The sequence below is a fragment of the Gloeobacter kilaueensis JS1 genome, assembly GCF_000484535.1.
GTDB lineage: Bacteria > Cyanobacteriota > Cyanobacteriia > Gloeobacterales > Gloeobacteraceae > Gloeobacter > Gloeobacter kilaueensis.
The window spans coordinates 1,751,638-1,776,901 of the sequence record NC_022600.1 but is presented as its reverse complement, the minus strand read 5'-3'; the positions used below and the strand labels follow the sequence as shown (position 1 = coordinate 1,776,901).

General features: G+C 53.3%; 19 protein-coding genes. 15 read left to right on the top strand and 4 right to left on the bottom strand.

Annotated elements, in window-relative coordinates; genetic code table 11:
* The first annotated feature begins 48 nt into the window (after nt 1-48).
* On the top strand, nt 49-3,711 hold the full coding sequence (locus GKIL_RS08395) for a hypothetical protein (RefSeq protein ID WP_144080359.1): 3,663 nt from the start codon (nt 49-51) through the stop codon (nt 3,709-3,711).
* Between the two features lie 4 nt (nt 3,712-3,715).
* Nucleotides 3,716-4,696: a hypothetical protein gene (locus tag GKIL_RS08390; protein WP_023173093.1), complete on the top strand. Its 981-nt coding sequence runs from the start codon at nt 3,716-3,718 to the stop codon at nt 4,694-4,696.
* A gap of 7 nt (nt 4,697-4,703) precedes the next feature.
* Here the strand turns inward: GKIL_RS08390 and GKIL_RS08385 are convergent, their stop codons facing one another.
* Entirely contained in the window at nt 4,704-4,958 is a 255-nt protein-coding gene (locus GKIL_RS08385) for a hypothetical protein (protein ID WP_041243826.1), read from the bottom strand.
* Between the two features lie 120 nt (nt 4,959-5,078).
* Between GKIL_RS08385 and GKIL_RS08380 the strand changes: the two genes are divergently transcribed.
* Nucleotides 5,079-5,882: a hypothetical protein gene (locus GKIL_RS08380; protein ID WP_023173092.1), complete on the top strand. Its 804-nt coding sequence runs from the start codon at nt 5,079-5,081 to the stop codon at nt 5,880-5,882.
* Nucleotides 5,883-5,899: 17 nt separating this feature from the next.
* On the top strand, nt 5,900-6,850 hold the full coding sequence (locus GKIL_RS24690) for a hypothetical protein (protein WP_023173090.1): 951 nt from the start codon (nt 5,900-5,902) through the stop codon (nt 6,848-6,850).
* An 86-nt stretch (nt 6,851-6,936) separates the two neighbouring features.
* Here the strand turns inward: GKIL_RS24690 and GKIL_RS08370 are convergent, their stop codons facing one another.
* Nucleotides 6,937-7,347, bottom strand: coding sequence for a hypothetical protein (locus GKIL_RS08370; RefSeq protein WP_023173089.1), 411 nt, complete (start codon nt 7,345-7,347; stop codon nt 6,937-6,939).
* Nucleotides 7,348-7,550: 203 nt separating this feature from the next.
* Between GKIL_RS08370 and GKIL_RS08365 the strand changes: the two genes are divergently transcribed.
* From GKIL_RS08365 to GKIL_RS23520, 6 genes are all read left to right on the top strand, one after another.
* The gene (locus tag GKIL_RS08365; protein ID WP_023173088.1) at nt 7,551-8,597 is read left to right on the top strand and encodes a ParM/StbA family protein; all 1,047 of its coding nucleotides are present in this window, start codon (nt 7,551-7,553) and stop codon (nt 8,595-8,597) included.
* A gap of 10 nt (nt 8,598-8,607) precedes the next feature.
* Nucleotides 8,608-8,928: a hypothetical protein gene (locus GKIL_RS08360; RefSeq protein ID WP_023173087.1), complete on the top strand. Its 321-nt coding sequence runs from the start codon at nt 8,608-8,610 to the stop codon at nt 8,926-8,928.
* Between the two features lie 2 nt (nt 8,929-8,930).
* Nucleotides 8,931-10,655, top strand: a complete 1,725-nt coding sequence (locus GKIL_RS08355) for a nuclease-related domain-containing protein (RefSeq protein ID WP_023173086.1) — start codon at nt 8,931-8,933, stop codon at nt 10,653-10,655.
* A complete protein-coding gene (lepB, locus tag GKIL_RS08350) occupies nt 10,640-11,236 on the top strand; it encodes a signal peptidase I (protein ID WP_023173084.1) in 597 nt (198 codons plus the stop codon). The genes GKIL_RS08355 and lepB overlap by 16 nt, the downstream gene beginning before the upstream one ends.
* A gap of 597 nt (nt 11,237-11,833) precedes the next feature.
* The gene (locus GKIL_RS08345) at nt 11,834-12,814 is read left to right on the top strand and encodes an IS30 family transposase (RefSeq protein ID WP_023173083.1); all 981 of its coding nucleotides are present in this window, start codon (nt 11,834-11,836) and stop codon (nt 12,812-12,814) included.
* The gene (locus tag GKIL_RS23520; RefSeq protein WP_071824800.1) at nt 12,798-14,756 is read left to right on the top strand and encodes an alpha-amylase family glycosyl hydrolase; all 1,959 of its coding nucleotides are present in this window, start codon (nt 12,798-12,800) and stop codon (nt 14,754-14,756) included. Before GKIL_RS08345 ends, GKIL_RS23520 begins: the two co-directional genes overlap by 17 nt.
* 692 nt (nt 14,757-15,448) lie before the next feature.
* Here GKIL_RS23520 and GKIL_RS08335 read toward each other — a convergent pair.
* Complete coding sequence (locus GKIL_RS08335) at nt 15,449-16,135, bottom strand: hypothetical protein (RefSeq protein ID WP_023173079.1); 687 nt, start codon at nt 16,133-16,135, stop codon at nt 15,449-15,451.
* Between the two features lie 230 nt (nt 16,136-16,365).
* Here GKIL_RS08335 and GKIL_RS24140 point away from each other — a divergent pair, with 230 nt between their 5' ends.
* The 5 genes from GKIL_RS24140 to GKIL_RS08310 all read left to right on the top strand — a co-directional run bounded on the left by GKIL_RS24140 (nt 16,366) and on the right by GKIL_RS08310 (nt 21,343).
* The gene (locus GKIL_RS24140) at nt 16,366-17,583 is read left to right on the top strand and encodes a TrbI/VirB10 family protein (protein WP_023173078.1); all 1,218 of its coding nucleotides are present in this window, start codon (nt 16,366-16,368) and stop codon (nt 17,581-17,583) included.
* Between the two features lie 94 nt (nt 17,584-17,677).
* Nucleotides 17,678-18,808 (top strand): hypothetical protein, encoded by a 1,131-nt coding sequence (locus GKIL_RS08325; protein ID WP_144080357.1) that lies wholly within the window; start codon nt 17,678-17,680, stop codon nt 18,806-18,808.
* A complete protein-coding gene (locus tag GKIL_RS08320; protein ID WP_023173075.1) occupies nt 18,805-19,110 on the top strand; it encodes a hypothetical protein in 306 nt (101 codons plus the stop codon). The genes GKIL_RS08325 and GKIL_RS08320 overlap by 4 nt, the downstream gene beginning before the upstream one ends.
* 63 nt (nt 19,111-19,173) lie before the next feature.
* On the top strand, nt 19,174-19,659 hold the full coding sequence (locus GKIL_RS08315; protein ID WP_023173074.1) for a hypothetical protein: 486 nt from the start codon (nt 19,174-19,176) through the stop codon (nt 19,657-19,659).
* A gap of 271 nt (nt 19,660-19,930) precedes the next feature.
* Nucleotides 19,931-21,343, top strand: coding sequence for an SNIPE associated domain-containing protein (locus GKIL_RS08310; protein WP_023173073.1), 1,413 nt, complete (start codon nt 19,931-19,933; stop codon nt 21,341-21,343).
* Between the two features lie 256 nt (nt 21,344-21,599).
* Here GKIL_RS08310 and GKIL_RS08305 read toward each other — a convergent pair whose 3' ends face one another.
* The gene (locus GKIL_RS08305) at nt 21,600-25,175 is read right to left on the bottom strand and encodes a WD40 domain-containing protein (RefSeq protein WP_144080356.1); all 3,576 of its coding nucleotides are present in this window, start codon (nt 25,173-25,175) and stop codon (nt 21,600-21,602) included.
* Nucleotides 25,176-25,264: the final 89 nt, after the last annotated feature.

The window sequence follows — 25,264 nt, the reverse complement described above, 5'->3', positions numbered from 1 at the left end:
ACCCTTCGTTTCTGACTCCCTCATCTCATGGCGTCTGCTGCCGTTCCCGTGCCCGAGGACTGGGATTACGTCTTCCCGTCGCACAGTGAGCAAGCCAGCTCTCCCCCGTCTACCGAAACCGATAACCAGTCCGCAGAAGGGCTCGATCCTGCTTCTGCGGGCGGTTCACAGCTTTTTGATATCGGAGCTGCCTACGGTTATCTGCCACCTGACCCTGAGCAGACTGGCGACTATGGAGAGGGTTCTGTCCCCGCCCTGTTCGACCCGTTCGACATCGCAGACGGTGAAGACAATCCTTGTACTGACCCTTTCGGGGTAGCTGCGGACAACACGGATAGCGACGATGCGCCGTTCGACCTGGACATCGGCGATGCAGGCACCGATGGTGATGGAGAAGCTGCTGACGACTCGTTCTATATGGACGACGATGGCGCAGGCGAGGCTTTTGATTTCGATAGTGCTGTAGAGGACGTGGATGGCTCTCTCGCCGAACTGTTCGCGCCGGGTGCCGACACGGACGGCGATGGTGAGCCGGACTTCATCGCTGAGTTGCGGGATCTAGAAGCGGACGATTCAGGCATCGACGGCGAGCAGAACCCCACAGGCGAAGAGCAACTGCTCTCACTCGATGCAGGCTGGGAGCCAGACCAGAACACAGGCATCGACGCCGAGGCGGAGAATCTGTTCAGCTCAATGGATCTGGCTGATGACGGCGCATTGTCTGACTCCGAGCCGTTGACATGGCCTTCCGAGCAGGAATGGTCAGCAACCCTCTTCGCCAACAGCAACAGTATCCCTGCGGATGGGGGTGGAGAAGAGGACGCTCCTCCTCTCTGGCAACAGGCAACAGAGGGAGAAGAGCAAACGGGCAAGTTGCAGGTGCAACCATCTTCCTTCAAGGCTGAAGAACAAGCTACCAACGCAGGCACCCAGGAAGAGCACCTGCCGCTTTTGGGACCAGTTCTGGAACTGAACGGCTCTGGTGATCTGCATGGAAAAGGACAATTTTTTGACAGCCGCACCGAAACAGACATCGGCTATTTTTCTGCTTTTGCCTGGCCTGGAGCAGAGCAGTCATGGCCGGAGGGAGCGGGTTTTACGGAAGAAACTTCGGTTGCTGAAGTCAGCGGTGCGCAGGAGATCCAGGACAACCAGGATAATCCCGAGAGCAAGGATGATGCCCAAAGGCAGCAAGAAGCATCTGTAGCAGCCCTGCTCATTTCAGACGAGGTGTTGCTGGCTGAGACGAGCTCCCCACCTGCTTTTGAGCCGTCGGCAAGCGTGGCCGACTGGCAGGGCATCCTTGCTGGGAACCATCCCCCACTCAATCCGCCTGAGAATGCTCCAGAGAAGTCTGGTAGGGAAGTGGGAACCGGCACTCTTGAAGACAGCTCCTGGTGGGCTGCTGCTCCTTTTTCACTCGTAGCAGGGCAGTCGGATACAACGACTTCGCTGGTGGACTGGAGCGCCTGGCAGCCCACGCAGTGGTCACCGCAAGAGGCTGCCCCGGCTGATACGGCTGAAAGCGCAGGTTCAGAGGGCGCGCAATGGCTGACGGACATTTTTGAGGAAGTAGATACCGAGGCAGACGCTGGGAAGCAAGACGAAAACGCTGTCCTGGACGAAGATTCGCCAGACGAGGAACAAGAAGCACAGGTAAACAATTTACAAGAATTAGAATTGGACCTCGAAGAGCAAGAACAAGAGCCGCCTGAGCTGCAAGATCCAGATGGACAGCAAGAACTAGCAAACCCAGAGGCTGAAGCAGATCAAGAACAAGAGCCTGCTGAAGTGGAAGATCCCGATGGGACACAGCAGAATCTGGTTGACCCCCAGGATTATGACGGGCCGGACGACGCCAAAAAGCCTGAAGACAACCCGGACGAGCAACCAGCCAGAAACGAATCTGCACAGACGTTGGAAACCCGTCAGGATTCCGAGACTGTCTACCTGGCGATGGGGCCAGAAGCCCGCTCCATCGGCGGCCCCAATCCCTCTCCCTCTGCTTCCCCACATCCCAACACTTCCCCACCCACAACACCTGCTGCCTCGGCCAACGCTCAGCCCAGCAAACCGGTCGAGCAGATGAACCCGGTCGAACGCTTTGGCTCGGTGCTCGGCTACACCGCCCGCTACCTGCCCGAAGAAGGAAAGCAACTTCTAGCCCAACTGCTCGACCCGACCAACATCGCCATCGGAGCCGCTGTCACCGGCGGGATGGCCCTCGTCAACCTGACACCGCTTGGTCCTGTCGCCGATGCCGCCCTCACCGCCTGGGCGATCGAACAGTACGGTGAACAGGCTAAAGCCCTGCTGGAAGAACTCAAAGACTTTGCTGTAGAGATGGCGACGGCAAAGACGCCTGAGCAGTTAGAGGAATCAGGTCAGCATCTGGCAAAAGCGCTGGGCATCGGTGGGCAGTTGCTCATTGACCGGCTGTTAGCGGGCAAGGGTCACAAAGGGCATCCGGCGGGTGAAGAAGGCAGCCTGCCGCCTGCTCGCAGAGCACCAGCAGATGAGTCGCCCGTACCAACTGGTGAGAAGCCGCTGCCACAACCAGGTGAGCCACCAGTCAATCTGCCTACTAGAGAACCACAAAGCGAGCCTCACCGTCGCCAGGACGACCAGAACGATAGGGCTCAGAAGCAAAAAGAACCACCGGAAGCCAGACGGCGGGATGCAGAAGAAGATGCCGAACCGACTTCTGGCGAGCGCCGCGTCTGGGAAGCAGAAGGCAATGCCGCCTGGGACCAACTCGGAGCCTACAAAGGACAGTTCAAAAGTAAAGAAGAATTTCTACAGGAATACCGTCAGGGCAAACAGTTCGACCTGCAGACGCGCCGCTGGCGCATCCGCGAAGGAGCGAGGCCGAAGTTGCCCCCATTTGCTCAAGAGGCCACACCTGCCAGTGTGATGGCGACACTGACAGAACCAAAAAAGTCGCTGGGTCCGTACTTGCAGATGCTGGAGCGTGCAGGCATCAAAAATCCGAGACAACAGATGGAGCAGATGCTCAAATCCGGCAAAATTCCGTTCAAGGGTGTCGATGAAGATAAGGTGCGTCATGCGCTGAAGGAGCAGTTTCAGTCAAAAGTTCTCTCCGCGATGACGGATCGCAAGAAGTTAGCTGAAGAGTATCCGGGAGTGCCTTACGAGGAGGCAGCGCATCGGGAGTTGATGAAGCTGACGAAGAACATCGACAACAACCCGAATTTTCAGGAATTGAACTCGAAAGACAAGGGGAATCTGACGGAGGCGTATTATGAGCGAATGTATGGTAAGGAGGGGGATCTCAGTCAGGTCAAACTGGACAAGGAGAAGTTTGGTTTGCAAGGGACACGCCAGATAGATAGAATCACTACAATAGAAGTAGAAGGAAAGAAACAAATAGCATTGCAAGAGATCAAGAACATATCTGGAAAGTTACCTGAGGAAGATAAAGGACAATTCGAGGACTATATGAGGTTAGTGAATAAGGAGGGTGGAGCCAGGGTAGGAGATAAGAATGTCGAGCACATGCGCTACTCATTTACCGATCCTGAATGCGTGGATGACAACATTGGCTGGATAAGAAATATGACAGACCGTTATAGCAAAAAACTCTCTTTCGAGATCTTCAACAAGAAAGGGCAGAAGATAGTTCTCAATGACAAGGTTCTTAAAAAGATGAGTAACGCAGATCTACAAGCCTGGATTAATGGAGGAGGCTAGAAAAATGATTGAGAAGTTCGATCTTGATGTCAATCTCACAAGCGACGACCTCTTCAAGACTGCCCAGCATATACTCAATCTGCCCGTGTTCCAGCAGAAACTTCCGATAGAGCTTGAAGTAGATTATAAGGAAACAAAAGTATCACCTGATTGGGCTATCAAGTGTCTCAAACTCGCCCAGAGAGACATAAGTATCACTTGGGCAGGAGATAAAGATTACAATGCCACCCGTCTTTTTATAGGCATTGATAAAAAAACGATTGAGCCTCGTATCAAAGACGTTGAAGGAGGCATCTCCTCGGTTCAACAGTTCTTTCAGGCTATGCCCTTTACGATCGCCAATATAGGCGATATTCATCTTGAGTGGTCTGATACTGAGAGTGCCGAGGACTATTATCTAGCTCGTAGCTTTGACAGGCATCTGGGCAGCCTCGGTTGGGGTTGTGCTTTCAAAGGCAATGGCCATAGCTGCCTCGTCTCTCGCCGATGGCTCGACTTCGGTCCCTGGTTTGTCCTCTATGGACCAGACGACCTCTCGCTTGTCTTCTTCCACGACCTCGAAGTAGACTCACGCATAGCCCGCCTACAAGCAGAACCAGGTCATCAGCGCATGGCCTCTCCCGACAGCGGTGGCTTCATCCGCGAAGAGATGGAGTTTGAGCACGACCTCAAAGGCTTGTACTCCAAAGAAGAACGCAAACTCAAAATCATCATCAATGGCCGCGAGATTTCTCAGCGCGAGATGCTCGAAGCAAAAGCAGCGATTGCCTATCAAGCCTTTGGCGAACAGAAGCCGCTTGAGAGTGTGGCCTATATTTTTGTAGTCGAAGAAGAAGCTCGTCAATACCTGCACGAGTTGTGGCTGCGGGAGCTGGAGTGCTGGGCGATAATTCGCGGTCAGGAAGTGCGGCTGGACACGGAGTACCATCCGGTGCCAATCAAGCCCGAGTGGGTGAAGCGGCTAGAAAGCCAGCAGTTCCCCTGAATACAAGCTAGGAAGCTATCAGATTACTACCCAGCGGCGACGCGAGAAAAACGAAAGCGAAGCCGAGGGCGATGAAGATGGCTCTCCTATCAACACCCAGCAACGCTCCCAGTGGCGGCAGCAAGGTGAAGCGGCCTGGCAACAGCTGCAAAGACAGGGAGATTACGACGGCACCCTCACCAAAGACGAGTTTCTCAAAAAGTACGAGGGCGGCGAATATCTCGAAAACAAAAGTCGGGGTGAACGCAACTGGAAAAAACACGAGAGCACTCGCAAAACCAAAGACACCAAAGACGACAAGCCGTTTGCAACTGATGCGAACCCAAAAGCAGTTTTAGAGGAGCTGCAAGAACAAGGACGAGCCCTGGGTCCATACCTGGAGATGCTCAAGAAAATCGGCATCAAAGACCCGGAAAAGCAGATGCTCAAGCTGATGGAGTCGGGGGCAGTGCCGTACAGAGGCGTCAAGCAAAAGGATGTGCGCAACGCCCTGGAAGAACGCTTCGAGCCGCAGGTGCTGAAGTCGATGACGGACGAGGCGAGTCTGGCGAAGCGCTATCCGGGAGTGCCGCACGAGGAAGCAGCCTATCGAGAGATGCGTCGGCTGACAGACGAGTTGAACAGTTCAGACAAGGGGAATCTGGTCGAAGACTGGTATGAGCGGATGTACGCGCAGAGGCGTGCAGGTAGCAGCAACAGGCCAGAGTCGAGGCAGCATCAGAAAGTAAGTGCTGCAGAGTGGAACAAAAATCGGCCTGCAAGTGAGCAGATAAAGAAAGACAGGTTTATCGACCGGGTAGATAGTGTGAATATCGGCGGCAAAGAAAAGCCAGCATTACATGAGATAAAAAGTACGAAAGGCAAGCTTCAAGAAAGAGATAAGGAGCAGTTCGAGGATATGATGAAGGTTGCGAAAGCAGAACGCAACGGAGTTGAGGCGAGGGGCGCTGATGGAAGGATGCAGAAAGTGGATCAAGTTGTCTACACCCTCACAGATCCCAGAGGCGTCGCAAAAAATGAGGACTGGATTGTAGATCAACTCACTAAATATAGAAATAACCTCTCTTTCGAGGTGTTCGATGCTCAAGGGAAACGAATGATGATTGATGCGCGTTCATTAAAACGGTCTAAAGATGGAGAGCTTGTCTTGCCAGATGGCATCCGTAATCGCCTCGGTTTGAAATAAGTAGGAGAAATCATGCTATGCATACTGCCGACATGGACATTAGCTTGATAGGTATCGATCTACCTCTCCTTTTGGAGCAGATACAGAAAGAACTTTTTGCTGGTGAGCCACCGTCATCTTTAAAGGTAGATAGTGAGAGGCGAGAGATTACACAAAGTCAAATTGTGTATTGGGCAGAGACTTGTGAAAAGGATTTTCGTGCAACCTGGGCAGAACAAGGTTATGTCTTATATGATCGCAATAGTGTCGTTAGATTGAGTTTGTTTGATAGGAAGTGTAGTTCAGAAGACGTCCTCAGACTACTTGCTCCTCTTACGTGGAGTACTGCATCATTCAGCAGCATCCATAAATCTTGGTTTGATTGGGACATTCGATATGTTGCACCTGATTTTGGATGGCCACATTGGGACTGGGGCTGGGGTTGTGCATTCAAGGGAGATGGACACGAGCGACTGACTTCTCGTCGCTGTCTCAACTATGGTCCCTGGCGATTGCTACGTGGTCCTCATGACACTTCTCTTGTCCAGTTTCATGATCTAGGAGCTGACGATGCAACTGCCCTTGAACAAGCTAAACCCGGACACCAGTTTCTTAAAAAATTTGACATGGGTGACCGACAGCTTAAAGATTTCTACTTTGAAAACGAAGAACTGCTAAGAGGTCTTTATTTGACTGATGAGAGACAGTTGCGCATTGTGATCGCCGACCGACCTGTTTCTGAACGCGAGATGCTTGAACAGCGGGCTGCTGTCTACTACGGCCTCAATGATTCAGACAAGCCCATCGACAGTATCTGCTACGTGTTTATTCTCGAAGAGCAGGCCCGAGAGCATCTGCACGCTCTGTGGCTGCACGGCTTGCAGTGCCGGACGTTTATCAATGCCCGCGAGCAGCGCATCGACGATAGTTATCAGCCGCCTGCATCGGTCAAACCGGAATGGGTGAGGCAGCTAGAAGCTCAGCAATAGCCTTCCTGAAAGTAGGAGCAAGTACCAGGTTCAACCTTTTCTGCATCTCCCAAAGTTGTCTGCAGTTCTGGAACAGCAATGTGTTGTTAAGCTGATGCAAGTTGCACGGATGGATTTAGAGTCAGCAGTCTGGCCTCGACGTAGCAGCTGTACTGTTTGACAGGTCGCTTTTCTTCTACCTTTTGCGCCTGCTCTATTGCTAATCCCCAACTCAGCTCGATCTGGCACAGAATGTAAGTTGATCCCGGTAACAATCTTTCGACCCAGGTAAGCAACTCTCTGATCATCGCCAAATGATCAATGTCCTCATCTTCCTGCCAGTCATCTTCCAGACGCACAGTGACCCACCTGGGATCGCATTCAAATTTGAGCGTAAGCGGCTCGATGGCAAAGGCACTCTTGTAGACGAGAAAAAGAGATGCTTTGGTTCTCTGGTAGAACGGCATATTCTGCAAGATGTCCCGTTCAGAGACTGGAAATGGCGTGGCTAGATCCATTGCTCAGCTCCAATGGATTCAAGTTTTCCAAATTTTAGCAGCTATTTTTTGGAAATCAATAACCCGAAAGAATGCATTTTGTGTGAGGCGGCGTCGGTACCTTGCCTGGCCACAGGTTGACGGAACGAAGTCGCAAAAATTATTGCATGACTTGCATTTTCTGTTAAACTTCCCTCAAGACTGATCTTAGCGGAGTGCCGACCATGCACTTGAGGATTGCCCTGGATGTCGGTATGGGAGCTTTCAAGTACTGCAGCCAGCTACACGGTCAGAAGCTGGTGGGCTTGATTGACTCGGCTGTGGCTCCGCCCCGCGAGCCGGGGTTCGGGCAGAAGCCTTTCTTGCAAGTCACGATGAGCAGCGAGTGCCGGATCGTTGGAAGTGACGCCCGTGCTTCTGAATTTGCGCGAGCCTGCTGGGGCGGTGGCAAGGTTAGCCAGGATGTAAAGCTGCTGGCGATGGCGGCCCTCGGCAAAATCTGCGAGTGCCTGAGCTACGACCAGTTGCACGTCACCCTCGGCAGCTCACTGCCGGTGCAGATGTGGGCGACGCACCGCGACGCACTGGCTCAGTTGCTTTCTGGCGAGCATGCCTTCGCCCTGGGCAAGAGCAGTTACAGGGTCAGGGTAGAACTCGATCCGAACCGGGTGCTGCCGGAGGGCTACTGCACGTACCTCCACCTGAGGAGCCTCGGGCTGTTGGGGGCGCATGAAACGGTGGGCATCGTCGATGTCGGGCACTCTACGGTGGGTTTGTGTCTGGTAGAGAATGACGAGTTCGTTGCCGAGCGCTCCGTCCACCGGGACGAGGGGATGCGGATGTTCTACGGACTCCTCGGCCAGGAGGTGGCAAGGATGACCGGCGATTTTCCAGGCGACCTGATGATCGAGCGGCTGTATATGTCGGGGGCGGGCGAGATCCGGCGGATGAACGAGGTGATCGACCTGCAGCGCATCTTGCAGATGACGATGCGCACCTACGGCGAGAAGATTTTCAACCTGGTGCCCACGACCTGGAAGGGGGTGACGCTAGGGCGGGTGGTGCTGACCGGCGGCGGTGCCACGACCGTGCTGCCTGCCTTTGCCGAGCACTTCAGCAGAAAGTTTGGGATGGCGACCGAAAGGGTAATCGAGATGGCGACCGAACCGGAACCCAGAGGCTTGCTGATGGTTTGTCCTGAGCCTCGCATGGCCAACGTGCGGGGACTCTATCACTGGTTGCAAGAACGATCCGCACTGTCAGTTGCCTGAGGAGAGCAGCATGGCTTTTGAGGAGATCCGCATTCGATTCAGCCTGAACGATGTCAGGCAGAGGAAGCTGTACGAACGGTTGCTCGGCAGTCCCAAAGGTTCGCGCTCCGACGAGATACGGGATGTGCTTTATCAGCACTACTTTGAGCAGAGCAGTGTGGAAGCTGTGGGACCACGTGACTCTCAGCAGCCGGATGGGCCTGGCGATCAAATTTCGCCTCAGCAGCCGACCGTGCCAGGGCTGGTGTTGCAAGAAATCGAGGCCCAGCCTGAACCGGAATACCATCAGCCCAACAGACTCACCCAGACTCCCACCGGTTGGAGGTTCTGAAGGTGGGATTGATTACCGGGCTGGAGCTGATCGAGAGTGGACCGCCGGACGAGCCGTTTGAAGCACTCGTGCGAGAAAAACTCACATCCGCTCTCCAGAAGCGCGGGATCAAGGGAATGCTCGTCTGTGGTGCGCGGGTCGGTAGGGCAACTCGCGAGTGCGATCTCATCGCCCTGCTCGAAACCGGGGTAGCGACTATCGAATGTAAGAACGCCACTGGACGGATAACCGGCGGTATCAACGGCCTGCAGATAGCCTCTCAGAGCGAGGGCAATCCGTGTGAGCAGGTGCTGGAGCAGGTCAACGGCCTGAAAGAATCGATCGCCTCCACCCTGCAGCCGGAGCAGGAGGTCTTTGTCCACGGCATTCTGGTCTTTCCCAATTCAGCAGATCTAAGTGAGCTGAGCGGTGCTTCTGGTCTGCGCGTGAACTGTCATGCCGGAGAGCGCTCAACAGGCGTTATCGTCTGCAATCTGAGCCATCTGGAAGAAGTTCTGGTGCAGCTGGGCGACGCGCTCACCGCTTCGTTCGTGGCGATGGCGAAAGCGACAATCTTCAACTGTCTCTCGACTGCGGAGGAGCGGGAGCTGGTCAGTCGGGAACCGGTGGCATTCGGCAGGCAAGGGGAACTGGTCTGGAGCCAGCAGGCGCTCCGGCAGACCAACTGGATGTACGAAGAGGAGCCCAGTCAGCAGGATGAACCAACCGGCGAGATTCCTGCAGACAGCGGCAGCGCTGAGATGCCGCAGCCTGAACCATCAGATCCTGGAACGGAAAATGCTTCTGATGCCGATTTCGAGCGCATCAGCGAAAGTGACGCTGCAGTAGTTGAGGGAGCACAGCAGGAACGGTTGCTCTCCTACCTGCGCTGGAGCGGATTGGCCTTCGTCGTCGGTGCAGGTCTCTGGGTTGCCCTCACGGGCGCGCCCAGAAGTGCATCGGCAACGCGGCGACCGCTGACCACTGGCGAGAGCCTCGCGGAGCGGACGGCAGATATGGTCAGCGCTCTCGATGCTGGTGGTGCCGTGGAGACGCAGACGCTGACTCCTCGCTTTGCAGACGAGTTGGTCAACGAGTACGCCCTCGGCCTGCGATCACTGTGGGTGCCGGAGCGGGGCGTGCAGCCAATCAGCCAGAAACTCTCCAGCGGTCGTCCCGATCGGATCGGAGTCGAGGTCGAGATGGGCGACGGCAGTGATACGACCACGGTGCTGAAAGCAGTCTGGGAGCGCAGCGGTAGACAATGGTTGCTGGACCGCTGGCAGGTAAGTACTCCCAAGGGGTTGCTGAGGGGAGCAAAGGCTGAGCTGCCAGGAGCCAAACTCAAGTGCCGGCGGGACAACCAGTTGCGCATCCGTGAGGAGGGACTGCTTCAGTTGCACGAACTACCAGCCTTCTCAGGCCAGAATCGGCTTGCTGCCAAGACACTCCAGAACCTGTACACGGTGCTTGCCCGCGAACAGCGCGATCGAGAAGCACCCAAGATCTTCTACTCCACCCAATTGCAGGTGCTCATGGGCAAGAATCGCCAGGTCATGAGCGGTCTACCGGTCAGCAAGACGGCTCAAGTGCATCTGGGATCCCCTCTCTGGCCTGGCAAGCCGGTCTACTGGTTCACCGTCCAGAAACCTCGCTCCTCAAAAGTTGCAATGGGCGTCGTCGCCTTCGGAGTGGAGAGCGGTCAGGTCGTCATCGAGGATCTGAGGATGCGATGCCCCAATTCTTGAACCTGGTCAGGCAGCACATCTGTCGGCAACTGCGGTTCTACACGCAGCCTCGAATAGCCTTACTGTCTCTGACAATCCCTGCTATCGTGGCTGCTCTCAACTGGTTCGACGCAGCGCCCCTCTACCTGGCCCCGATGGTCAGAGGCGCGTCGATGAGCCCAATAATGAAACCTGGCGATCACCTGCTGGTCTGCCGCTGGTGCCGACCACAGAAAGGGGAGCTGGTATTAGTGGACAATCGCTCTCCTCTACGAGAGCGGACTGCAGCGGTCCATAGATCCCTGGCGAGCCGTGTCAACGACGCGCAGGTCACCTTCTACATCAAGCGAGTAGCAGCCACCGAAGGCCAGACACCGCCGCCTTATTCAGAAAAGCTCTGGAACGAGTACAGACTGCCAGTACCACTCAGCAAAATTCGCGCCCAACTGGCCCCGACTCCCCAAAAAATTCCGGCTGGGTATGTGTGGCTGCTGGGTAGCAACGTCAACTCCATCGATAGCCGCTTCTGGGGAGCAGTACCCCTGAATCTGTGCAAAGGCACTGTTCTACTGGTCATTCCAACCCATCTTTCCGTGTTGTAGTATGAATCACACATAACTTCCGGTTGTTATACCTTTTTTAGGAGACGAGATGAGATCCCTGGGAGTGTACATAATTTGTTATATCTCTTTATAATTTACTGATGCATAAAAAGAGCTTTCTGGACATATTAGGAACTGTGTAGTTTATCATCTGATGGAGAAAGTCATCAGGTTTCCCTTGTTCTATGCGCTCAATTTAATCTAGGAAGGCACTTTGTGAAAGTAGGTATTTGCAGCAGCAACAGTGAGTTGTTGGTGATGCCCTGTTTGGGAATCAATAGAAGAATCAGTCATTATACTTGTGGTATTTTATCTCCACAATTATTCACAGAAACTATAGGAAACCAAACCGATAATAACCTTGGATTTAGTCCTAAATCTATAAGCTAATTGTTCAGTAAGACTCTCTACTTTCAGGAGACTATTGCAGATGCCAGATTACATGTCAGAGAAATTCGGTGCATGGCAAGTGAATGATGACATTGCCAGAGGGAAAGTACAGCGCCAATTCAAAAATGAAGTGCAACGGCTGAGAGCCTTGTCCTGAGAGGGCTCACAGAGGTAGCCTGACGTTTACCACGACGCTCAACCACCTCCATGAGTTACAAGCAGCTTAGCGCCTCCGAGCGCCAACAGATCTTCCTCTTGCGTTACCAGCAACACCTCAGTCTGCGAGCCATTGCCCAAAAACTCGCTCGCTCCGCCAGCACCATCAGCCGAGAATTACAACGCAATCATCTGAACAAGCTTTATCTACCAGATACAGCTCATACCCTTGCTCGCTATCGACGCGCACAGAGTAAAACGCCTTTTTTGAAAGTGTCAGAGCAACTGCTCGGTGAAATCAAGCACGGCTTGCATCACTTCCACAGCCCCGAACAAATTCGTGGACGCCTGAAGTTGGCGGGCAAAGCTTATGTCAGCCATGAGACAATTTATAAGATGATCTACGCAGACCATGCAGGAATGGGAGCGTACCAGAAGTATCTACGTCAAGGCAGGCGGGAGCGTCAGAAGCGCGGTGGGTCAAACCAGAAGCGCGGCCAGATACCAGGACGGATAGACATCGATGAGCGCCCAGTCCTTGCTGGGATGAAAGTGGAAATAGGACATTGGGAAGGTGATACGGTTATTGGAGCAAATTACCAAGGAGGGCTGGTAACCTTAGTAGACAAGTGCTCGAAGTATTTGTTGGCAGGATTGATTAGAAATAGAAGGTCGAGTCTGGTGCGTAAAGTGAGCGAGAGACTGTTGAAGTCTGTGCCAAGAGAGTATGCGAAGACGGTGACATTTGACAACGGCAAAGAATTTAGTCAACATCAAAAATTGAGTGAAGCTGTTGGCATAGCATGTTACTTTGCGAAGCCGTATCATTCGTGGGAGCGAGGGTTGAATGAGCATACGAATGGGTTGGTGCGTCAGTTCTTCGGTAAGAAGACGAACTTCTTGATTGTCAAGCCGGAGCAGTTGCAGCGGGTAGTGGACCTGCTGAACGACCGACCGAGGAAGTCACTGGGTTATCGGACACCGCGAGAGGTATTCTTAGAGCAGTCAGGCTGCGTTGCACTTCAAACTTGAATTGGCCCAGTTCAAGATTTTTTTTCCAAAGAATAAGAACGATAAAGTACAGTACTTCAAAGAGCCAAATCAATTTAATCCACCTCGAGACGGTCAAGAAGTATGTGTTCCTAATACAGGAAAGAAGGATCGGCATTTTGATCCTCCAGGTGAAAACTATGGTGAGACGCAAATTCAGTCCATCCAAGTGGTTGGTAGCTTTCAAGCGGAACTTGGTCCTGGTCTTCTCGATTGGGATACTGCAACAGCACCTAGCATGAACCTAGACCCTAGCCATCCTGAAGGCGAAGTCTGGACATATCAAACGGATGTGGAGCTTCCAGCAGGCTTTTACGAATATAAATACTATGTTACTTTTCGTGATGGCGGAAAGCGTTTTGTAGGTGATCCCTGTGCACGCTATGGTGGCACCGAAAACCAAAATTCTGCCTTTGTCATAGGCGGTAGCCGTCCCGCAGGTAACACAGTGACTCAAGTAGTCGGTGGACGAAAATCCTTGCGAGACTTAGTAATTTATGAGCTTATGATTGATGACTTTACTGACGAATATCGAGGTTATCGTGCTCCTCTAAGAGCAGTAGTGGATAAGCTAGATTATCTTAAAAGCACTCTAGGCATTAATGCTATCTTGTTCTTGCCTTGGACTGCTTGGCCTAATCCGAGATTTAACTGGGGCTATATTCCATATCAGTACTTCTCAGTAGAATTTCGTTATACAAACGATTTGAATGCTCCAGCTGAAAAGCTCTCATTGCTCAAGAAGCTTATTACCGAATGCCATCAGCGAGGCATACATGTTATTATGGATGGCGTTTTCAATCATATTGGAGATGTTGAACCGGAAGAGGAGCTAGCTAATGGATTTCCTTATCGTTGGTTATATCAGGATCCACAAGATTGCCCGTTCGTAGGACGATTTGGCGGTCTATTTCCAGGCTTAGTTGACCTCGATTATAACAACACTTGTACTCAAGAGTTTATCGAGGATGTTTGCCGTTATTGGATAGATAACTTTAATATTGATGGCATCCGCTTTGACAATACTCCCAATTATTGGATAAATGATGATGAACGAGGGTTACCAACACTGCTGAAAAGTATTCGTACTCATGTACCTGACCTTAACTTTTCATTAACCCTAGAACACTTATCTTTTGAAGCAAGCTACGTTGTCAACCAGACGAAAGCTAGTAGCTATTGGAACAATGGGTTGTGGCAACTGTGCTTTGAACAATTACAGAATGGATCTTTAAAATCTAGCATCGTTGGTGCTCTGAATACACATGTTGGGCTTGAGGGCGATAGAGTAGCAACCTTATATATCAGCAACCATGATCATTCTCATGTTGCATGGCAAGCAGGAGTCCGAGCAGCGAGTAGAGAATACAAAGGATCACTGCTATGGTATCGTACTCAACCTTATGCCATTGCTCTTTTCACAAGTCCTGGAGTACCAATGATCCAAAATGGACAGGAGTTCGCTGAAGACTATTGGTTGATGGAAGACGATGAAGGTTCAGCTCGACGGGTTAAACCCAGACCCTTACGTTGGGACTTTCAGAGCGATAATATTGGTAAACAACTACTTCCAATTTATGCAAAACTTATAGAAATACGTCTGAATCACCCTAGCTTACGCTCAGACAACTTCTATCCGAGCAAATGGGAAGATTGGCAAACCCAGTTTGATCCTGAGGGCTATGGAGTAAGCTCAGAAAACCAGCTACTCATTTATCATCGTTGGGGAAGCACTAGTACTGGCACCCTTGAAAGATTTATTGTCGTACTCAATTTTTCAGATTCTGACCGAATAGTTGATGTACCTTTCCCCGATAATGGTAATTGGCAAGATTTACTAGATGGGCGATCAGTGAATGTTTCTAACTACAAGCTATTGGGGTGGAAAGTGACTTCTAATTGGGGAAACATATTCTTCAAATAAGAAACTGAGGCTCTCCTGAGTTCGGTGCGTCGTCTTTAGTCAGTGAAGCTTCTAAAATCTTTATGCTGTAGTAATCCTGGTGCTCGCAGGAATTCTAGAATGTATCGAACCGAGTACTTCCCGCACTAACTTTAGGAGTGCCAAAACTAATACTGAGTTAGCTAGTTCATCTGCCAATGTTGGAAAGAGAGTGCAAAGCAGTGATGCTTCCCTTAGGCAACAAAACCATCCCCCAGGTATGGGGCTGGTTGAGCACCCACTGCAGTTGGGAGCCAACGGCACTGGAAGCTATGTCAGTTTTGCCAGGTGTCAGTAATTCACCATTGCCGTTGTGGAGTGCACCGGTTCTAACATCAATAACCAGAGCAAAGCCGATCACTCGACCGTCAGGGCGCTCGCGGCCACCTGTAACGATGAGCCCGCTACCATCCGGCGACCAGGCATGCTCCGGCGGCGTGCTATCGCTGTTGCTGGTCAGGCTGCTACCGGTGAGAACGTAGGAGCGGCTCCTCGACTCAATGCGAGTGTACCAGGGGCGGTGGGTAGTACGACTGACGAAGCAAACCTGGCCCATCTGGCTTTTCAGGCAGGTAGAACCGGGAGGTTTCGGTCGCGCCAGAGCAATGAAACACTGCAGGATGGTAGCGAGCGTGAACAATACGGCGGCATATATACGCATATAGCTCTCTGGATCAGGGTCTAGCCCCATGATAGAAAGCGCTGAGGCAGTCTATCTGGGACTGGGGCACTGGCACTCTCGACAGGACTTTGGTGGCGTAGGGCTCGAAGCCGTTGTAGCCAACCAGGGCGGCATAAGCGTTGCGCTCCAGACCTTTTTCGAGGGCGAGCACACCATAGATGGCGACATTCTGCATGTCGGCACTGCGCACATCGTAGGATGGCGGGTTCTTCTCACCCAGAGCGTGGGACATGGCCCAGCGGTAGAGCCGATCGGCGCGTTTTTGATAGACGCCGACGCCCTCGGTGGTCTCCAGGTACTGCACCTGCTGGCCAGTGTCGTAGCGGATGGTGGCCTGGTTGACGTAGCCGTCGGCGTGGAGCACCTGGCAGTTGCTGTTTTTCGGAAAACACCTGGAGCGCTGCACCAGCTTTGTATACAGGTTACGGTTGACGATGACGGTGTTGCCCTCGTCGCGGGGCTCCTGGATCTGGCCCAGGCCGATGGTCGGACCTTTGAAAGTCGATAGGTTGGCGGGATTCTGTCTGGCAGTGGGCCGCCAGTCGTAACCGACGATCAGCAGGTCGTTGTCGCTCTCGACACTGCGGATCGCGGCGATGAGAGCGGCGACCGCCAGCGGCGGCTTGAGGCAGCGCATATTGACTGCCCCCTGGATGATGCCGAAATTGCCCAGAGACATTTTCGCGAGGTGAGGGGCGGCATTCGGAGTTTGCACGCCGAAGGGCTGAGTGGCATCGAATGGACCCCTCGTACCCGAAGAAGCCCCGAAGTCTGACGAGGATTCATTTCTGTGTAGAAAAAGTCCGAGAACAAAGACGGGGGCAAGCAACCAGAAGTATTTTTGCACGGCTTGCACTATTGCGCATCAGGCATTACTATAGCAGCCATGTCAAACCGGGGAGCTATTCAATGAACTCCAGCCAGCTTGAGCAGATACGCAACGGGTTCGCCTCGGCAGCCAGTGCCGTGAAGGCCCAGGAAGCATCGAGAGTCAGTGTGGTCAAGCGCTTCTTTACCCGCCTCGAAGACAATGACGAGGATGGATTGCCCGTCCGCCGATGGTTGTGGGGCAGAATCCTGCTGGTGGGCGGGGGCGGGGCGGCAATGAGCGCCCTGTTGCTTCTGGCCCTGGTCAGGTCTGCCGGAGGACCAGCGCACCACCGGACGGCCAGAGCAGCGCGACCGGCCAGATCGGAGCCGACCATGTCCAGTCAACCAGCCCGACCAGTGCAGCCAGCTCCAGCCACTTCACTGGCTCCCTCTCTACCGCCGCCGAGTCAGTTGCGCGCCCCGGTACTGCCTCAGCAGCGAATACCCAGGATTCAGAGCCTGCCGCCGACACCAGTCACCTACCGGCTACCGGCGCTGCCCAGTCCAGCGCTGGCGGCCAGGGAAGATAAGGATGCGGCACTGACGAAACTCCTCAAGCGACGAGCCCAGACCCGGCCACTGTACGTGGCAGATGAGACTGGCCGTTTGGGAAACGCTACTGGCATCGCTTCGATGAGTGCCGGTGTGTCCCAGCAGCAGGTTCCATCGCCCCGGCGTCGCCTGACGGCAGGAACAGAAATTCCGGCCAGACTGACGCAGGGACTGGCGGGTTTCGGAGCGAATGCGCCAGTGTTCGCCGAGGTCGCCGCACCGGTCAGTCTGGATGGCGAAGTGCTGATTCCAACCGGCTCACGGCTGGTCGGTGCAGTCAGCGACCTGCAGGCCGGTCGGGTAGAGATAACCTTCGCAACCCTGGTCACACCAGGCGGCATCGAGCGCAGCCTCGACGGGGTAGTGGCGATGCAGGGCACGCAGAGCGGTCTGGCAGCGGAAGTGTCCGACCCGCTCTCCCCGAAAGGCTTTGACACGTTTCTCACCAACACCCTTACTGCGGCAGGTCAGCAACTGACCCAGCCGCTCAGCAGTTACACCTACGGGGGTGCCGCCGGGAGCTATGGAGCGCTCAACAACGCCCCCATCGAACAGCGATTGTTGGGCAGTGTTCTGCAGGGCATCGGTTCTACCGTGCAGCAGAGTGGCCGCTACCAGAAGAGCGAGACCCGCCGCCAGCCTATCCAGTTCAAGGTGCCACCGACCGATTTCGTAATCCGGCTCACCAAAGGCATGGACTTCTGAGTCGATTGCAGAGCCAGGCGCAAATCTACCAGCAGAGGGTCAACGGATGAGATGGCTCAAGCACAGCACATCAGCGACCAGTATTCCGGGCGCGATGCAGAAACTTATCAGCAACCTTGTCGCTCCTATTCGGCAGACACTGCTCGCCGGAGCAGTCGTCGTTCCGGCTACTCTCGGCTTCGGGATCGACGGGAACGGGGCAGCTATCGCTTTCCCAACTGCATCCGCTCCAGCGCACTCTACAAAGCACGGCGATCAGCGTCCGACAAGGCAGGCGGTAGCAGGCATTGTGGCTCCGATCACGACTTTGGCAAACGAGTTCGACGAGGCGCAGGCGACGGCTGGCGGGCTGGATATTCATGCTGGACTGGCGCATACCGTCATCGATCTATCGGCCATTGCCCCCGACGAACTGGTCGATATTCGAGCAGGAGATGCCGGGGAGGGCGGAACGTTTTCGGTGATCTTCGAGCGCCACTCGCCCCAGCTCATCACTGTCAAATCGAACCTGACGCTCAAAGAAAGGCGACTCAACGCTCTTCCTGCAATCACCAACATCGTGGCCGTCAGCCGTAGCGGCAAGATCTGGATGTTCAACGTACTGAGCGACGATAACCTGCGGGGGCGACGCTATACCCTCAAATTCAGCGAGCCGGCCCTCGGGCTGCGCCCACCTGCAGCACCGCAGGGCATCAGCCAGAGCAATCAACCGAGGTACGCGAACCGCGAGCAGGAACTACTGGACAGGCTGACTCAGGCTGAAGCCGATCGACTGCAGAGTGCTCAAAACCGCCAGGCTCACGAGACGGCAGCGGCAGATGCGACCCGAGAAGCCGAACAGATGCGTCGCAATCTCACCGAGGCGGCTCGATCTCTGCAATCGGGTGACAGAAGTCAATCGCCGGGTAAGCAGACCCAGGCTCTCCTTGACCAGCAGGCAGCAAGAGCAGAGCAACTGCGGCAGCAAGCTCAGGAAGCACGGGTTCAAGAAGAAGCTCTGGCGATCCGGGCCGAAGACCTGCGCCAACAGTTAAGAGCAGCTCCACAGCCAGTGATGAACTGGCAGCAGTGGGTCGAGGCAGCCAGAAGCGGCCTCGATCCTGCAGCTTACGGCTACACAGCCCGGAGCCAGCCACCCCAAAACCTTGATCCACAGCAGGTCCAGCTGGTAGAGGAAGCCTACCGGCGATACCATCCTGCTACCTCGATGGAGGCACAGCCATGAGCCCCTTCGATCCCCTGCAAATTCCCTTCATCCCAGACCCGCACCTGTCCTGGCAGCAGTGGGTAGGCATCGTTATTTCTGTCCTGCGAGCGGTCCTGCACTCGAGCATCGAAGGGATGAGCGGGTGGGCCGGTATCCTCTTTCAGGCAATGAGCCTTGTGATCGGGGGCTGCCTCATCGCCAGAGCAGCAGCGGCGGGTTGGTCAAAGTGGAAGGCGAGAAAACAGATGCTTCAACCGCAAACTGTCGAAACGACCACCAGCCCCGATAGAGAAGAACATCCTGCTCACCTCGGACGCTGAGCGACACGATACGATCTGCACCTTCGGTGGAAGAAGATGGCCGTTTTGCTATGGAGGCAGGTCATGCACAGCTGGATTCCTATCCTGATCGTCTATGCACCGCTGGCGCTCATTGCTGGTATGGTCTTCAGGAGCAAGCGCCCCTGGCTCCTCCGCTGGACAACCGCTGCAGGACTGGTTTGCCTGTGGGGATTCATACTGCTAGCACTGACCGTCAGCCGCTCCCTGCCGCCTATCTCCGAGGTGCTTGTCAAAAGTGCCGCTTTCGGTTTGCCCCTGGCTCTCATCTGGTTTACCCACTCCCTAAGCTGGACAGGCAGATTCGAGCGCAGGGCACAGTGGGGAGCGACAGCGATCTGGATTGCCCTCTGGTATTTGTTGCTCGACCCTACTGGCCTAAGCCTGATCACCTGGATTGTTGTCTGGCCAGTCGTGGGGTTCGCCATCTGGAAAGCTTATGACCTGCAGGGACCAGCTCGGTTTTCCTCCCGAATAATCGGAGCCATCAAAAGCATTCTGAAAATTGGGCAACGGCAATCGTTGAGGTAGCTGCCGATGTCGCTGATTTGGCTCTACCTGCCGCTCTCTAGACTACCAATCCAGCAGTCCTTGCTATAGCCAAAACACAGAACCTCCTTAATGCGATGCGGCACGTCTCCTGCATTCGCAGCTTGAACACGCGAGGTCTCGCCGAGACACAACCCCGGCGGACGGCTCCGCCTGCGTGTCGTAACTTTATGTGGGATATGCCGCCGGTTGAGGAATTCTGATATCCTACTAAAACGTCATTATTTGTCCTATTTCTTCCCCAAGGATATCCATGAACTCAATCGAACTTCTGCTTTCCCTCTCCACAGCCCTCGGTGCCGTCCTGGCTGGGTATTCGTACTACCGTGGCTCCCAATTCAAGGCGAAGCTGGCCCGGTATTCCGAGATTGTAGACAAAGAGGCTTACATCGCCGAGATTGACGACCAAGCCGACAAACGCCAGCGCGCTTTGCAAGAACAAGAAGCGGCCGTCAAGAGAGAGATTGAGCAGAAGCAGCAGCGCCTGCGGGAGCAAGAAACCGCAGCAGCCAAGGCCGTTGATGCCAGTACCCAGGAGGCCAAGCGCATCGGGCAGGAAATCCAGACTCTCAAGCAAGACCTGGCGAAACTTCAAGAGCTTTCGTTCCTGGAAGACTATGGGTTCTACGAACGCCGCTTCACCTACGAGGACTCGGGCAAGTACGCACAGGCTCTTAACGCCTGCCGCGAGCGGCAGAAGCAAATGCTCAAAGACAACCGCGCCGCCCTCTGCGAGACCACCTGGAGCATTGGAAATAGTGAGGCCGAGGGGCAAAAGATGACTCGCAACATTCTCAAGCTCATCCTGCGGGCCTTTAACGGGGAGTGTGACGCTGCGATCTCCCGGATCAAGTACAACAACATCGAGACGATGATCAATCGTATTGAGGGCTCCTACAAAGCGATCAACCAGATGGGGCAAACCCTGAACTTCCAGATCGCCCCAACCTACAAGCAAGAGAAAATTCAGGAACTGCAATTGGCCTACGAGTATCAGGTGGTCAAGCAAGAAGAAGCCGAAGAGCAAAAACGCATTCGCGAACAGATGCGCGAGGAGGAACGTGCGCAACGTGAAGCGGAAAAGGCACGGCTTGAAGCCGAAAAAGAAGAATTACGATATCAGAAAGCCCTGGAAGAAGCTCGCAGGCAGCTCGAAACTGCAACGGCTGCCAAGCAAAGCAAGCTGCTGGCCCAGATTGACGAACTCTCCAGACAATTAGAGGAAGCTCAGAAACTCAAGGATCGGGCTCAGTCCCTGGCCCAAATCACTCGCTCGGGCCACGTCTACATCATCTCGAACATCGGTTCATTTGGCGAAAACGTGTATAAGATTGGCATGACTCGTCGCCTCGATCCAATGGATCGCGTTGTCGAACTCGGGGACGCTTCAGTGCCCTTCCCCTTCGACGTGCATGCAATGATCTACACGACGAATGCCCCGACCTTAGAAAAGCTGCTGCACACAAAGTTCCACCGTAGGCGGATGAACGTAATCAACGAACGCAAAGAATTTTTCAAGGTATCGATCGAAGAGATCGAGGCTGCCCTCAACGAAGCAATGCAGTCGAATCCCGACTTGAAGTTCAAGATGCAATTGACCAAGGTGGCAGAAGCCGAGCAATACCGTCAGACCCAGGCTCAAAACCGCGAGTTGGTCGCGGCTTGAGGAGAGAACTGATCCAGTGCAGTATCAAAACGGCGTCTGCTCCGTTGGTTTAGATGCGCGGAATGTTGAGCATGACAGCCTTAGCCAGCATGAATCAACCCGGATAAACCGCGCATCTATTTTATAAGGCGGTGTCGAGTACTAAGCAGGTGGCAGGATTAGCTCAGCAGTTTGACGCAGTTTCAGTGGTGGGCAAGGGAGGGAGAAGACATCGGCAACCTGATTGGCCGGATAAGCTGCTGGTGCAGGAACGAATTCATGGATAACCCGCTGGATCTCCCTGTGCTCCTAGCATTTTCAGTACCGTTACTCGCGACGGGGCCAAGCCGACTGCATTGCTGATGTTCATTCCGTCATAGGGAGGTGGCAACCGGAGTTCCCGATAACATTCGCCATCGGGATAGTGCCATAAACGGATAGTGCCGTCAGCGCTGCCGGAGACCAAGGATGTACCATTGGGCAGGAACTGTAAACACGTAACATTTAGGCTGTGCCCCAAGTACGTTCCCTCACATTTGCCGCTGTTCAAGTTCCAGATCCGGATCGCTTTGTCGCTTCCACCGCTGGCGATGATCGGATGATGCGGATGGACAGCAATGGTTTCGAGAACACCGGTGTGGGCCTGCAAAACGGCGTACGGCTGCTCGGTATCGAGCCGCCAAAGTTCAATGCTCCCGTCGCTACAGCCGATTACTAGAGTCTTAGTCGTTGGATGGTGGAGTATGACGTGCGCGGGCATCCCCTGCCTTCTGAGGAGACGGGGCGTCGCGAGATCATTGTGATGCACAACCTGTACAGATCCGTCGAAGCTTCCGGTGATCCAGACACAATCTCCCCATTTGGGGTTGGGAGGTAGGCAAGCCACAGCACTGATTGGAGCATGATGCAGGGTCGGCACAACTTGCTGCCCCCAAGTTTGGGTGTTCCACAGACACAAACTGCCCCCTTCTCCGTTGGTTGCTAGAAATTGATCGTCCTTGCCAAAGGTGAGTGTGCGGATATAGGGGTCGGGGCACCGCCATCGGAACACCTGCCGACGCTCTTCATTGTCCCAAACTGCTTCAGTGCAGTCGTCGCTTGCAGTGGCGATCCACCTTTCTTGGCCACTAAGCGCGATGTACCAAATGCACGCCTCATGCGCTTTGAAGCTGTATAGATACTCCCTCGAGACTGTATCCCACCAACTAACGGTACCGTCTTCGTGTCCGCTTACGAGACGTCTGCCGTCGCTAGTCAAAGCCAAACTCCAAACGCCGTTGCTGAAACCTTGGTTAGTACGGAGGCAGTTCCCATTGGATAGATCCCAGAACCGCAGTTCTCGGTCGATACCTCCACTCACAAGCATTGGTTCTTGCCGGTGCCCGTGGGCAGCAACCCAGATCAGCTCGTGAACACGGGCGCGGTGCCCAAGTAGGCATTTTTGCAAGATGCCCGTATCGCTGTTCCAGAGCCGGATCGCTCCATCCGCCCCAGCTGCAGCCAGCAACGGCGATCCGGGCACAAATTTTAAAGCCATGACAAAACCCAAGCCCGAAGCTAGTTCGTGCAGCAATTCACCGGATGCCCAATCCCAGATCCTGACCAAACCCTCACTGCCCGCGACAGCTACTAACTGGCCATCGTTGCTGAATTTTGCATCCCACGCTATTGCCCCCTGAAATTGACCGAGTTGCTTACTCTCTCCGTCTGCTAAATCCCACACCAAAACGCCGCCGTCGAACCCACTACTTACTAACCATCGTCCCTGTGGGTGGAAAGCGATGGACGTAACAAACATCGAATGCCCTCGTAAACAAAACGCAGTCCCATCCTCTATTACATTCCAGACACATACGCAGCTATCAACATCGGGAAAGGCCAAAAACCTCCCGTCCGCGCTGAAAGAGACTGCATGGACATAACTGCCCCGTTGTGCAAAGACTTTCACACACTTTCCAGTTTCGACATCCCATAACCGAACGGTTTGATCGTTACCGCCGCTTGCTAGCAGCTGGCCAGCTGGATTGAACGCAAGTGCCCCCACCCAATGACTATGCCCCAACAAGCGGTTCAGCATATTCCCGTGTTTGTCATAAATTAAAATTTCGCCCTGGACAGTTCCTACGGCCAGTTTGGTGCTGTCTTCGGTGCAAGCCATGGAAATGATCTGGCCGAAACAATCCTGAAAGATGCAATTAAGAAATTTAGCACCCGAGAAATCGACGCGGTGGAATGGCACCTGATCCAGGCAAGCTCCCCAAACAGCGCAACCGGAAAAATCGTAGTCACAAAGGTTTTCTTGCAGGTGGGCAAACAAATGGATTAAGTTAGCTGTCCAGTAACTCTGGCCTAATTCGTTGTGCAATCGCTTACCGTCATTAAGAATGTTCAGTCGCTCAACAAGTTTTTCTTTTGACCCGTAATGCACATCCAATGCTTGCAATAGAGGGACAAGAAGCATCCGTCTCTGGCTCGAGCGGATGTGTTCGGCCTTTTGAGCTTCTACAAGTGGAAAGCGTGAGAGAGCATTGCTACTGCTATCAGTGATTTCAGAACAAGCCGATTTTATAAAAAGGTCGGTAACATGCTCCATCAGAACCGGTTGAAGCGTGAAGCCTCTCAGGGTTTTTTCCACCAAGGCTTTTGATAGAAGAAGCTCGAGAGACTGCATCACATTGACAGTAGAACGAGCGGGATAAATTTTTTGGTGCAATTCAACGAAAGAGAGAGGCACACGAGCGATAGCGAGCAAAATCATGATGTCTTTCTCAATCGGCTTTAATAAAGAATACTGCTCATTAAGTAGAGAACTGACCCCAAGAAACAAACCGCTCTCTTGCTTAAAAAAGGTATCAATGTCGCCAGCAAATATCTCAATAATAGAGGCTGCCACGATTTTTAGAAGCAGCGGATTTCCTTGATAAAACTGGTTCAGGCGTTTAAACTGCTCATCTGATCCCTGCAAATTACCGCCTTGTAGAACATTCTTCCCAGCATCCTCGTCTAGCCCTCCTAGTTGAAAGTTCTTTATGTGGTCAATGCGCTTGAAAATAGAACTGATCGGAGGTTGCCTAGTTGTGATTATCACCTTACTAATATGTGCTTCTTCGCAGACTGCCGAAATTAATCTTGAATACTTCTGAAACGCAGGATTAGATTCCTCTGGATCGAGTACGGCATCATAATTGTCCAAGACAATCAGACACTTTTTGAGCTTCAGGTGATCAGTCAGTCTTCGGATACAATCGGTGAGGCTTTCCGCCAAAAGCGGCTCTTTATATCCCGAAACGAAACCAACAAGGTTTTCTAGAAGCTTTTCAAGCGATGGTGCGTTGCGCAACGAACGCCAGACAACAAAATCGAAGCCTTCGGATGATTGCTTGATGGCTTGCCATGCTAGTGAAGTTTTGCCAATACCACCATTTCCAGAAATAATCATCATGCGACCGTTGGTTTCCTTCAACCAGTGACTGATCTTCTCTAGTTCCAAGCAACGACCGAAAAATCTGGCGGTGACTACCTCTTCATCGCAGTCCCATGACTGGAGCTTAGGCAAGAGCAGCTCGGCGACCACGCTATCTACAGCTGGTTGAATTGCTGTTTTAGAAGCTTTACTTGTTATAGACGCTTTAAAATTGTTCTTCGTGACTTTGCAAGCTAATGCCTTCGATATACGCTTCCACAATTTACACGCCACTGCCCTGACGTAATCGGGGTTGTAACGGCATTTTTGCCCAATTTCTTCGTAGGTGGATCCTCGCCAAGATTCCCGGAGGATCGACAATTCTAAGTCGGAAAGTTCATCAAAATCTGTTCTGCTGGCGAGAAATTGCACAGCTTCCTCGAAATCCAAGGCTCTACTCCCAAGATCTAAGATCAGTTTCTATAGCCACTTCTGCCTCAATACATCGCATTCGTAACGAATCTCAATATTACATCTCA

Coding starts and splice junctions, on each gene's coding strand:
- GKIL_RS08390 (WP_023173093.1), top strand. CDS start 3,716: ATGATTGAGAAGTTCGATCTTGATGTCAATCTCACAAGCGACGACCTC.
- GKIL_RS24140 (WP_023173078.1), top strand. CDS start 16,366: ATGAACTCCAGCCAGCTTGAGCAGATACGCAACGGGTTCGCCTCGGCA.
- GKIL_RS08325 (WP_144080357.1), top strand. CDS start 17,678: ATGCAGAAACTTATCAGCAACCTTGTCGCTCCTATTCGGCAGACACTG.
- GKIL_RS08365 (WP_023173088.1), top strand. CDS start 7,551: ATGCACTTGAGGATTGCCCTGGATGTCGGTATGGGAGCTTTCAAGTAC.
- GKIL_RS08380 (WP_023173092.1), top strand. CDS start 5,079: ATGCTCAAGAAAATCGGCATCAAAGACCCGGAAAAGCAGATGCTCAAG.
- GKIL_RS08315 (WP_023173074.1), top strand. CDS start 19,174: ATGCACAGCTGGATTCCTATCCTGATCGTCTATGCACCGCTGGCGCTC.
- GKIL_RS08320 (WP_023173075.1), top strand. CDS start 18,805: ATGAGCCCCTTCGATCCCCTGCAAATTCCCTTCATCCCAGACCCGCAC.
- GKIL_RS08360 (WP_023173087.1), top strand. CDS start 8,608: ATGGCTTTTGAGGAGATCCGCATTCGATTCAGCCTGAACGATGTCAGG.
- GKIL_RS24690 (WP_023173090.1), top strand. CDS start 5,900: ATGCATACTGCCGACATGGACATTAGCTTGATAGGTATCGATCTACCT.
- lepB (WP_023173084.1), top strand. CDS start 10,640: ATGCCCCAATTCTTGAACCTGGTCAGGCAGCACATCTGTCGGCAACTG.
- GKIL_RS08310 (WP_023173073.1), top strand. CDS start 19,931: ATGAACTCAATCGAACTTCTGCTTTCCCTCTCCACAGCCCTCGGTGCC.
- GKIL_RS08335 (WP_023173079.1), bottom strand. CDS start 16,135: ATGTCTCTGGGCAATTTCGGCATCATCCAGGGGGCAGTCAATATGCGC.
- GKIL_RS08345 (WP_023173083.1), top strand. CDS start 11,834: ATGAGTTACAAGCAGCTTAGCGCCTCCGAGCGCCAACAGATCTTCCTC.
- GKIL_RS08370 (WP_023173089.1), bottom strand. CDS start 7,347: ATGGATCTAGCCACGCCATTTCCAGTCTCTGAACGGGACATCTTGCAG.